At 64.4% G+C, this 960-nt stretch carries 2 protein-coding genes and 1 pseudogene; all 3 read left to right on the top strand.

The annotated features are described in order from the left end of the window. Positions 1-502: pyrroloquinoline-quinone synthase PqqC (pqqC, locus tag E8E75_RS00065; RefSeq protein WP_280357622.1), on the top strand; the 502-nt coding region annotated here is incomplete at its 5' end. Beyond that, positions 499-777, top strand: coding sequence for a pyrroloquinoline quinone biosynthesis peptide chaperone PqqD (gene pqqD, locus E8E75_RS00060; RefSeq protein WP_120650597.1), 279 nt, complete (start codon positions 499-501; stop codon positions 775-777). The genes pqqC and pqqD, both read left to right, overlap by 4 nt. Beyond that, a pseudogene (locus E8E75_RS00055) lies at positions 749-960 on the top strand (pyrroloquinoline quinone biosynthesis protein PqqE); the annotation flags it as partial. The gene pqqD and the pseudogene E8E75_RS00055, both read left to right, overlap by 29 nt.

Below are 960 nucleotides of genomic sequence, written 5' to 3'. Positions count from 1 at the left end.
TGGCGCGCCCGGCGAGGAAGGTGGCATCGAGGCCTGGCTGCGCCTGGCCGAGGCGGTGGGCCTCGACCGCGAGCAGGTGCTGTCCCAGGAGCTGGTGTTGCCGGGAGTGCGTTTCGCGGTGGACGCCTACGTCAACTTCGCCCGTCGCGCCAGTTGGCAGGAAGCGGCCAGCAGTTCGCTGACCGAGCTGTTCGCGCCGCAGATCCACCAGTCGCGGCTGGACAGCTGGCCGCAGCACTATCCCTGGATCGACCCGACTGGCTACGACTACTTCAGAAAGCGCTTGAAAGAGGCGCGCCGCGACGTCGAGCATGGCCTGCGCATCACCCTCGAGCACTACCGCACCTGGGAGGCTCAGCAACGCATGCTGGAAATCCTGCAATTCAAGCTGGACGTGCTCTGGAGCATGCTCGACGCCATGAGCATGGCGTACGAGCTGGACCGTCCGCCTTACCACACGGTGACCCGTGAGCGGGTCTGGCACCGGGGGATTGCCCTGTGAGCGAGTTCGATATCCATCAGATCCCGCAGTTTCGCCGTGGCTATCGTTTGCAGTGGGAGCCGGCGCAGAACTGCCATGTGCTGCTTTACCCGGAAGGGATGATCCGCCTCAACGAAAGTGCCGGTGCCATTGCCACGCAGATCGACGGTCAACGCGATGTCGACTCGATCATTCGCAACCTGAGCGCACAGTATCCGGATGCGCCGGACCTGGCGGATGACGTCGTGCAGTTCATGGAGGTCGCCAGTGAAAAGTTCTGGATCCAGCTCCGCTGAGCACAATATCGGCCTGCCGCTCTGGCTGCTGGCCGAGCTGACGTATCGCTGCCCGCTGCAGTGCCCGTACTGCTCGAACCCCCTGGACTTCGCGAAACAGGGCGAGGAACTGACGACGGTCCAGTGGATCGAGGTGTTCCGCCAGGGCCGTGAGCTGGGCGCGGCGCAACTCGGCTTCTCCGG

It is taken from the genome of Pseudomonas sp. BN606 (assembly GCF_029873115.1).
Classification (GTDB): Bacteria; Pseudomonadota; Gammaproteobacteria; order Pseudomonadales; family Pseudomonadaceae; genus Metapseudomonas.
The sequence above is the reverse complement of the archived record's forward strand: the minus strand, read 5'-3'. Positions and strand labels throughout refer to the sequence as shown.